The organism is Pseudoalteromonas sp. SG45-5 (assembly GCF_014164085.1).
GTDB classification, from domain to species: Bacteria; Pseudomonadota; Gammaproteobacteria; order Enterobacterales; family Alteromonadaceae; genus Pseudoalteromonas; species Pseudoalteromonas aliena.
Map to the genome: position 1 here is coordinate 94,827 of NZ_JACJEM010000006.1, position 9,714 is coordinate 104,540.

Annotated in this window: 6 protein-coding genes; 3 read left to right on the forward strand and 3 right to left on the reverse strand. The window is 41.6% G+C overall.

The genetic code is table 11. The features are described 5' to 3' along the window. Positions 1–31 precede the first annotated feature (31 nt). Positions 32–3,922, reverse strand: coding sequence for a phosphoribosylformylglycinamidine synthase (gene purL, locus H5119_RS03065; RefSeq protein ID WP_182701167.1), 3,891 nt, complete (start codon positions 3,920–3,922; stop codon positions 32–34). A 211-nt stretch (positions 3,923–4,133) separates the two neighbouring features. Here purL and mltF point away from each other — a divergent pair, with 211 nt between their 5' ends. Together mltF and H5119_RS03075 are read left to right on the forward strand one after the other, a co-directional pair. After that, positions 4,134–5,642, forward strand: a complete 1,509-nt coding sequence (mltF, locus tag H5119_RS03070; RefSeq protein WP_182701168.1) for a membrane-bound lytic murein transglycosylase MltF — start codon at positions 4,134–4,136, stop codon at positions 5,640–5,642. Positions 5,643–5,806: 164 nt separating this feature from the next. Then, positions 5,807–5,974 (forward strand): hypothetical protein, encoded by a 168-nt coding sequence (locus H5119_RS03075; protein WP_167368314.1) that lies wholly within the window; start codon positions 5,807–5,809, stop codon positions 5,972–5,974. Here the strand turns inward: H5119_RS03075 and tadA are convergent. Next, entirely contained in the window at positions 5,967–6,476 is a 510-nt protein-coding gene (gene tadA, locus H5119_RS03080; protein WP_182701169.1) for a tRNA adenosine(34) deaminase TadA, read from the reverse strand. The two genes, H5119_RS03075 and tadA, sit on opposite strands and share 8 nt — an antisense overlap. Positions 6,477–6,654: 178 nt before the next feature. Here tadA and H5119_RS03085 point away from each other — a divergent pair, with 178 nt between their 5' ends. Further along, the gene (locus H5119_RS03085) at positions 6,655–7,959 is read left to right on the forward strand and encodes an inosine/guanosine kinase (protein ID WP_138584424.1); all 1,305 of its coding nucleotides are present in this window, start codon (positions 6,655–6,657) and stop codon (positions 7,957–7,959) included. 36 nt (positions 7,960–7,995) lie between these two features. On the opposite strand, the gene glsB is transcribed toward H5119_RS03085, so the two are convergent. Then, positions 7,996–8,919 carry a glutaminase B gene (gene glsB, locus H5119_RS03090; protein ID WP_138584423.1) on the reverse strand — a complete coding sequence of 308 codons (924 nt, stop codon included), beginning with the start codon at positions 8,917–8,919 and terminating at the stop codon, positions 7,996–7,998. Positions 8,920–9,714 lie beyond the last annotated feature (795 nt).

The window sequence follows — 9,714 nt, forward strand, 5'->3', positions numbered from 1 at the left end:
TATGAATCTAACTTGTATAAAAGTAATTAAATTACCCTACGTTTTTGCGTGCGTTACGGAACATACGCATCCACGGGCTATCCTCGATCCACTCATCAGGATGCCAAGAATTGGCAACGCTTCTGAATACGCGTTCTGGATGCGGCATCATTACAGTGGCGCGACCATCAGTAGACGTAATACCGGTAATACCTTCTGGAGAACCATTAGGATTCGCTGGGTATTGCGTTGTAGGATTACCGTAGTTATCTACAAACTTAACCGCAACAGTGCCGCTATTAAGCGCAGCTTTAATGGCTGCATCGTTTGCAAACTCAGCATGACCTTCACCATGAGAAACCGCTATAGGCATACGCGAGCCAGCCATTCCGTTAAAGAACACAGACGGGTTTTCTTGTATTTCTACTAAACTAAAGCGTGCTTCGAAACGCTCTGATTTATTAGTTACAAAGCGCGGCCAATGTTCAGTGCCAGGGATCAGCTCTTTTAACGTTGATAACATTTGGCAACCGTTACACACACCTAAGCTAAAGGTATCTTCACGGTGGAAAAAGTTTTGGAACTGTTCGCGTGCCATGTCGTTAAACAAAATAGACTTAGCCCAACCTTCACCCGCACCAAGTACGTCACCGTATGAGAAACCACCACAGGCCACTAAACCTTTAAATTGCTCTAGCGTTAAACGACCTTCTAAAATGTCGCTCATGTGTACATCAATGGCAGCAAAACCAGCACGATTAAACGCAGCCGCCATTTCTAAATGAGAGTTAACACCCTGCTCACGTAAAATAGCCATTTGCGGTTTAGCACCGGTTGCAATGTATGGCGCCGCTATATCTTCGTTCAAATCAAAGTTAAGTTTTACGTTTAAGCCTGGATCTTTTGCATCAAATTTAGCATCAAACTCTTGCTTAGCACACTCAGGGTTATCACGGCGTGCTTGCATTTGATACGTTGTTTCAGCCCAAATAGTACGAAGCTCAGTACGCGTATGATTAAGTACCGTATTTTCGCCACGGTTAAATATAATCGTATCGTCACTGTTAAGCGTGCCAATATTGTGGCTAATGGCTGCTATACCATGTTGTTCAAACACTGCATTTACCGCATCTAAATCACTATTTGCAACTTGAATTACTGCACCTAGCTCTTCGTTATAAAGCGCTTCAATGTCTGAACCCGTTAAGCCAGCTAAATCAACCGTTACACCGGTATGACCCGTAAACGCCATTTCAGCAACCGTGGTAAATAAACCACCGTCTGAGCGGTCATGATAAGCAAGTAACTTACTATCAGCCACAAGCGCTTGCATTGCGTTATAGAAGCCTTTTAATAACTCTGGACTATCAACATCAGGGGTTACATCACCTAATTGCTTATAAACTTGCGCAAGGCTTGATGCGCCCATGCGGTTTTTACCCGCACCTAAATCAATTAATATAAGCGATGTATCGCCTTTATCTGTGCGCAGTTGTGGCGTTACTGTTTTACGTACGTCGTCAACACGACCAAACGCCGTTATAACCAGTGAAAGCGGCGATGTTACTGACTTCTCTTGTGAGTCACTGTCATCTTTCCATGTCGTTTTCATCGACATAGAATCTTTACCTACTGGAATCGTTAAACCAAGCGCAGGACAAAGCTCTTCGCCTACGGCTTTAACCGCTTCGTATAAACCAGCATCTTCACCTGGGTGACCCGCTGCTGCCATCCAGTTTGCCGATAACTTAATGTTTTCAAGGCTACCAATATTTGTACAGGCAATATTAGTTAACGACTCAGCTACCGCTAAACGAGCCGATGCACCGTAATTAAGTAATGCCGCCGGCGTACGCTCACCAAGTGACATAGCTTCGCCGTGGTAAGTGTCATACGTTGCCGCAGTTACTGCACAGTTAGCAACAGGTACTTGCCAAGGACCAACCATTTGGTCACGCGCGACTAAACCCGTAACTGAACGATCGCCGATTGTTATTAAGAATGTTTTTTCTGCAATAGTTGGCAAACGCATTAAGCGCTGCGCTGCATCTGCTGCATTTATTGATGTAGTATCAAGCGCTTTGCCAACAACTTGCTTTGACGTTACATCGCGGTGCATTTTAGGTGCTTTACCTAATAATACGTCCAGCGGCAAATCAACAGGGTTATTTTCAAAATGGCTGTCTGACACAGTTAAGTGAGGTTCAGCGGTTGCTTCACCTATAACAGCGTACTGGGCACGTTCACGCTTACAAATTGCTTCAAAGCGGTCAAAGTCTTCTACGCCAACAGCGAGTACATAACGCTCTTGTGATTCATTACACCAAATTTCGTGTGGTGCCATGCCTGGCTCATCGTTAGGAATGCTACGTAATTGGAACTTACCACCACGTCCGCCATCATTAACAAGCTCAGGAAACGCATTTGATAAACCGCCAGCACCTACATCGTGGATGAATGCAATTGGGTTTTCATCACCTAGCTGCCAGCATTTATCGATAACTTCTTGGCAACGACGTTCCATTTCTGGATTTTCGCGTTGTACTGAAGCAAAATCTAAATCTTCGTTCGATTGACCAGAAGCCATGCTTGATGCAGCACCACCACCCAAACCAATGTTCATTGCAGGCCCACCTAGCGCAATTAATTTAGCGCCAACAGGAATATCGCCTTTTTGAACATGATCAGAGCGAATATTACCTAAACCTCCGGCAAGCATAATTGGTTTATGATAACCACGTACTTCTTCGCCATTATGGCTTGTTACTTTTTCTTCGTAAGTACGGAAGTAACCTAATAAGTTAGGACGACCAAACTCATTATTAAATGCAGCGCCACCTAGCGGACCTTCTGTCATTATATCAAGTGCGTTAACAATACGACCCGGTTTTCCAAAATCGCTTTCCCATGGTTGCTCGTAACCTGGAATACGTAAGTTTGATACAGTAAAGCCAACTAAACCTGCTTTTGGCTTAGAGCCACGACCTGTTGCGCCTTCATCGCGAATCTCACCACCAGAACCTGTAGCCGCACCAGAGAATGGCGCAATAGCGGTTGGGTGGTTATGAGTTTCAACCTTCATTAGTATTTCAATGTCTTCTTGGTGATACGCATATTCACCTTGCGCATTGGGGAAGAAGCGACCCGCTTTTGAGCCTTTCATTACTGCCGCGTTATCTTTATACGCCGACAATACATTTTCAGGATTTAGCTCAAACGTATTTTTAATCATTTTAAACAGCGATTTTGGCTGCTCTTTTCCATCGATTGTCCAGTCAGCATTAAATATTTTATGGCGACAATGCTCTGAGTTTGCTTGTGCAAACATAAACAATTCGATGTCGTTAGGATTACGCCCTAACTTTATAAAGTTTTCTACCAAGTAGTCTATTTCGTCATCAGCAAGGGCAAAACCTTGCTCAACATTCGCTTTAGCTAACGCTTCGCGTCCACCACCTAAGATATCGACAGACGACATTTGGCGCGGTGCATCACTGCGAAATAACTGCGCTGCATCTTCAAACTCACTGTGCGTGGCTTCAGTCATACGGTCGTGTAATAACGCCGTGACTTGTGCAAATTGCTCTGCGTTTAAATCACCTTCTACATAATAAGCAATACCGCGTTCAACGCGATGAACTTGCTTTAAACCACAGTTGTGGGCAATGTCAGTTGCTTTAGATGCCCAAGGTGAAATGGTACCAGGGCGAGGTGTAACGAGTACAAGTTTGCCTGCTGGGGTATGCTCAGCAATAGTTGGACCGTAAGTTAATAGCTTTTCAAGCTTGGTTTGCTCAGCAGTACTCAAGGGCGATGTTAAATCGGCAAAGTGAGTATATTCGGCATATACGTTAGTGACAGGAAGTTGCGATTGTTGGCAACGCGCTAAAATTTTATTAACTCTGAACTCTGAAAGTGCTGGTGCACCACGAAGGATCAACATAGATAATTTCATCCGGGGTTAGGGATTGAACGATATTTTAGGCACGCATTATAGTCCAATTAGCATTCAGATTTAACTCAAAATTACGCTTTTCATAAAATTAACTTTTTGGCTTTATTTATAGTCTATTTTAGTTAATAAAATAAAACGTAAAGTGACGCGATGGCTTAGTTTTGCTATAACGGTGGCTAGCGAGATTAAGGGGCACACAATGTTCAAAGAAAAACTAATAATAATCATTACTTTAGTTATATTGTTATGTGCATGTGATATGCAAGAACAACCAACTCAACTCGCCCAAATAAAAGAGCAAAATAAAATTCGTGTAGGCACACTTGCCAGTGCTAGTAACTATTATCAAGCGGTACAAGGCGAGCAAGGTTTTGAATATGAATTATCACAAGCTTTTGCCGAATATTTAGGTGTAGAGCTTGAAATAGTGCCATTTTTTAACTTATCTGATATGTTTGAACGCCTTGAAAACGGCGACTTAGATTTAATTGCCTCAGGACTTACCTATAATAAAGCTCGGGCAGAGCAATATCGCTATGGCCCAACTTATCGCACAATTAGCCAAAAATTAGTTTATAAACAAGGGCGTGTGCGTCCACGTGACTTTGACGACCTAGATGGTAACTTTACCGTTATAGCTAAAAGTAGTCACTCGCTTACTCTACAAAAAATAAAGAAAAACAACCCCGAGCTAACTTGGACAGAAAGCGAAGAGTTTGATGAAGAAGAACTACTTCAAGCGGTTATTGATGGTGAGATAGATTACACACTTGCCGACACACATACGTTGTCATTATTTCGTCGTTATCACCCAAATTTAAGTATTGGTTTTTCAGTGAGTCATAACGACCCTATTGCATGGATACTTCAAAAAACAAAAGACGATTCATTATATGCTTTACTCGTACCTTTTTTTGGCGATATAAAACAAAGCAACCAACTTTACGTACTTGAAGAAAAGTACTTTGGCCACGTACGCCAATTTAATTATGTAAATACACTCGCCTATATAGAAGCAATTAAAGAAACTTTACCCACCTATCAGCCATGGTTTGAACAATATGCTGGGAGTCTTGATTGGCGTTTATTAGCAGCACTTAGTTATCAAGAATCGATGTGGAATCCACGCGCTAAATCTCCTACTGGCGTGCGCGGTATAATGATGCTTACTCGCAGCACGGCAAAGCAGGTTGGTGTCACTAACAGATTAGAGCCTGAACAAAATATTCGCGGTGGTGCAAAATATTTAACTAAGTTGATTAAACGCATTCCAGACAGAATCCCGCAACCGGATAGAACATGGCTTGCATTAGCGGCTTACAACGTAGGTTGGGGGCACGTTAATGACGCACGTACAATTACCGAGCAACAAGGTGCAAGCCCCGACAAATGGGCTGACGTTAAAAAACGCCTGCCACTTTTAATTAAAAAGCGCTATTACCGTAAAACCCGCTACGGTTATGCTCGTGGCGATGTCGCTGTTAAATACGTTGATAATATTCGTCGCTATTACGATGCACTTGTTTGGTTAGATGAAAATAATGCTATTACAGAAGAACGTGAGCCAGAACCAATCAAAGAGCTGAGCACTGATACCAAGCCAAAGCTAAATGGACAAAGTGACGTAAAAGATGAGGAAGATGAAGCTCAAACAGAAAAACAACAAGCTTTAATTGAGCCCAAACAGCCGAGTGAAAACAATAACTAAGATTCGTATAGGTATCCGTTTTTTTGAGCATATTAATAAGTAGAATTTAAGTAAATTAAATATCTGTTTACTTGTCGTCAAATGATCACTAATGTGTGTTTATCGTATATCATTATTTTATAAGATATACCCGTGCCTTTCTCACTCTTGCATTAGGAGAAAACATGCTAAAACGTAGACGCACACAAAAATTAAAACGTAATGTAATTTATTCTACCGCCACACGTCGTCGTGTTATGTTACGTAAGCTCCATAAGAAAATAATCTGGCGCAGACGCATGTTTGCAGTGCAAGAAATGGCAGAGCTAGAAATTAAGACAGAGACTAACTAAAATCAGCAGCATCACGAGCAGCTTTTTTAGCTGCTTTAATTTGTGCCCTTCTAGATTTAAAAAAATCAGAAATAGCATTCCCACACTGCTCACTTAAAACGCCACCACACACATCTACTTGATGATTCAATCTAGGCTCTTGCAGCAAATTCATAATAGAGCCTGCAGATCCTGTTTTTGCATCCGCAGCACCAAAAACTAAACGCTTTATTCTACTATGAACTAACAATCCCGCACACATAGAGCAAGGCTCTAGCGTCACGTACAACGTACAATCAATCAAGCGGTAGTTATTTAGTACTTTTCCAGCTTCGCGTATTGCAATCATTTCGGCATGCGCAGAGGGATCGTTATCCGTTATTGAACGGTTATAGCCAGCTGAAACTAGTTGGTTATCTTTCACTACAATTGCACCTACTGGTATTTCATTAAGCTGTTCTGCTTGTTTAGCATACAAAAGTGCTTGTTCCATCCAATAAGAATCGTCAAATTGCTCGTTCATAATTTCTACTTAAATAACTTTTTATGCTGTAATTATACCTAGTTAGCGCTTGAAAGTGCGCTATTGATTAGTTTATTGCAAAAATAAAACAATATTTACCCGTTTGTAATGGCTCACTCGTGCTGATTTACGCTATAATCTCACGCTTTTTTTATTTAGCTCACAACACGGGTAGCAAATGAAATTTCCTGGACGCCGCAGGCATAAACATTATTTTCCAGTGGAAGCCAAAGATCCACTTACCAATCAACTTAACGCAACTGAGCGATTACAACGTAGTTATATTACGGGTATCGATCAGATCGTTGTTGATATAGAGGCAAAAGTTGATCAGGCTTTCCTTGACGAGTTTCAATTGCGCAGAGGTATGTCGCAAGTTATTGATAGCGATATAACAAACGCTTTATACGATCGTTTAAAATTAAACGACATGGTTGATTACGAGTTTGCAGGTGGCACTATTGGTAACACTATGCACAACTACTCCGTACTTGCAGATGATCGCTCAGTTTTATTAGGCGTAATGAGCGAAAACATAAAAATAGGTAGCTACGCCTATCGTTTTTTATGTAACACCTCAAGCCGTGTAGATTTAGACTACCTTCAACCGGTTGACGGACCTATTGGCCGCTGCTTTACGTTAATTGATGAAACCGGTGAACGTACCTTCGCAATAAGTGCAGGTCTAATGAATCACTTACGTCCTGAGTCAATCGATAAAGAACTTATTGAAAACTCATCTGCGCTAGTGATCAGTGCTTACCTGATGCGTACTCAAGGCAGTGAAACAATGACTGAAGCTACTCTGCAAGCGGTTAAATACGCTAATGATGCAGGCGTGCCAGTTGTATTAACACTCGGTACCAAGTTCTTAATTGAACAAGATCCTACTTGGTGGGCAAACTTTGTTGAACAGCATGTTGATATACTTGCTATGAACGAAGAAGAAGGCCTAGCAATTACAGGCTTTGAAGACCCTCTTTTAGCCGCTGACAAAGCACTTGATTGGGTAGACTTAGTTATTTGTACTGCAGGCGAAAAAGGCTTATTTATGGCCGGCTACGTTGATGACAGTTTAAAACGTGAAACCGAATACCCGTTATTACCAGGTGCAATACCTGACTTTAACCGTTACGAATTCTCACGAGCTATGCGCAAAGATGAATGTGCTGAACCAATCAGAGCATACAGCCATACAGCCCCCTTTATGGGTGGACCTGATTCAATCAAAAACACCAATGGTGCAGGCGATTGTGCTCTAGCCGCTGTACTACATGATTTATCAGCGAATGTTTACCATAAACTTAATGTGGCAAACTCAGCTAAACATCAGCAACAGGCTATTACTTATTCATCACTATCGCAAATTAGTAAATATGCTAACCGAGCTAGCTATGAAGTGTTAGTTCAGCATTCGCCTCGTTTATCTCGCGGCTTACCTGAGCGTGAGGATTGTTTAGAGCAGGTTTATTGGGAGCAGTAAATCACTGAGGGAGCAATTATTGTTCCCTGATGGGATCTAAAAAATAGAAATATCAAGCTTTTTGGATAGCAGCTCAAGTGCTGCTATTCCTGCCACAGAATTACCAAACGAATTAAGCCCCGGAGAATAAACCGCCACAGTAAACTTATTTGGTAATACCGCTAAAATAGTCCCCGACACACCTGATTTACCAGGCATACCGACTCTGTAACCAAAATCACCTGCTGCATCGTATAAACCGCTCGTAAATAAAAGCGAGTTTAACTGCTTGTTTTGACGACTACTTAAAACACGATTACCCGATCGATTATCAACACCTTTATTAGCTAAAAAATTATAAGCTTTAGCTAGTTCAATACAATTGAGCTCAATAGAACAAAAATTAAAGTAAGACCATAAAACATCATCAACTTCATTTTCAAAGTTACCAAACGATTTCATTAAATGCGCCATAGCCGCGTTACGATGCCTAAACTCATACTCTGAATTAGCTACTTTTTTATCGATCACAATACCTCGGTTATCTGCTAACAATCTAAACGTTTCAAGCATAGAGTGCATCGGGGCAGATAAACGACTATATAACGCGTCACACGTTACAATTGCGCCTGCATTAATGAAAGGGTTACGTGGTATCCCTTTTTCAAATTCAAGCTGTGTAAGCGAGTTAAATGCGGTGCCTGATGGTTCTTTTCCTACTCGGTGCCAAAGCTCATCACCATAACGTTGCAGCGCCATAGTGAGAGTCATCACTTTAGAAACCGATTGAATAGTAAAACGTTGCGTGCAATCACCTGCACAAATAGTTTCACCTTCAGTAGTGTATATAGCAATTGAAAATTGCTTAGGGTCAACCTCCGCAAGAGCTGGTATATAATCAGCTACTTTACCTTGTGATAGTAAAGGTGCTACTTCTTGGGTTATTTCATTCAATACATCTTGATAATCAGCAGTAGGCAATCGGCACCTCAAAAAGTAGTAATATAAAAATAAATTTTAACACGCTAAGATTAACTACGGCTAACTTTGTTATGAAAGTTGAAAAAGATTAAATTAAAAAATTAATATGAAGTTATGGCAGAGCTCATTATGAAGGAAAATTGGCTAAGATACGCTTATCCACCCAACTTTACTTTTCTGCAGGTGTAAAAAAGCCCGAATAATTAGATTCGGGCTTTCTACAATTTGAGGTCGGTGCGCTACGCAGTAGAATGTCGTAGTGCCCATAGCGGTGGAGAGCCACAGTGCAAATGCTACGCACTCATTACCGAGAGAAGATTTTTTATGCTTTTAACGTCGGGAGTCGCTGCGCTCGCCCGACCTACATGATGAATGTTGATATGAGTGTGTGTTAATTGCGTGTATTTCACTTTTCTGCAGGCGTAAAAAAGCCCGAATCGTTAGATTCGGGCTCTCTACAATTTGAAGCCTAGTGATGTCGTAGTGCCCACAGCGGTGGAGAGCCACATAGCAAATGCTACACTATCTTTGTGTCGGGGCGGCCTTCCGTGGGGCTCGCCTTCGAGCTGTTTCGTTTCACTACTGAGTACGGCATGGGCTCTTGGCTATTTACTAAATCCCAGACAGCAAAAAACCCGTCACATTTCTGTAACGGGTTTCTACAATTTGTAGCCTGGTGATGTCGTAGTGCCCACAGCGGTGGAGAGCCACATAGCAAATGCTACACTATCTTTGTGTCGCGATATGAGTGTGTATTAATTGCGCGTATTTTACTTTTCTGCAGACGTAAAAAAG

Excerpts from the sequence above, each read along its gene's own strand:
- mltF (WP_182701168.1), top strand. The coding sequence starts at position 4,134 with ATGTTCAAAGAAAAACTAATAATAATCATTACTTTAGTTATATTGTTA.
- H5119_RS03085 (WP_138584424.1), top strand. The coding sequence starts at position 6,655 with ATGAAATTTCCTGGACGCCGCAGGCATAAACATTATTTTCCAGTGGAA.
- H5119_RS03075 (WP_167368314.1), top strand. The coding sequence starts at position 5,807 with ATGCTAAAACGTAGACGCACACAAAAATTAAAACGTAATGTAATTTAT.
- tadA (WP_182701169.1), bottom strand. The coding sequence starts at position 6,476 with ATGAACGAGCAATTTGACGATTCTTATTGGATGGAACAAGCACTTTTG.
- purL (WP_182701167.1), bottom strand. The coding sequence starts at position 3,922 with ATGTTGATCCTTCGTGGTGCACCAGCACTTTCAGAGTTCAGAGTTAAT.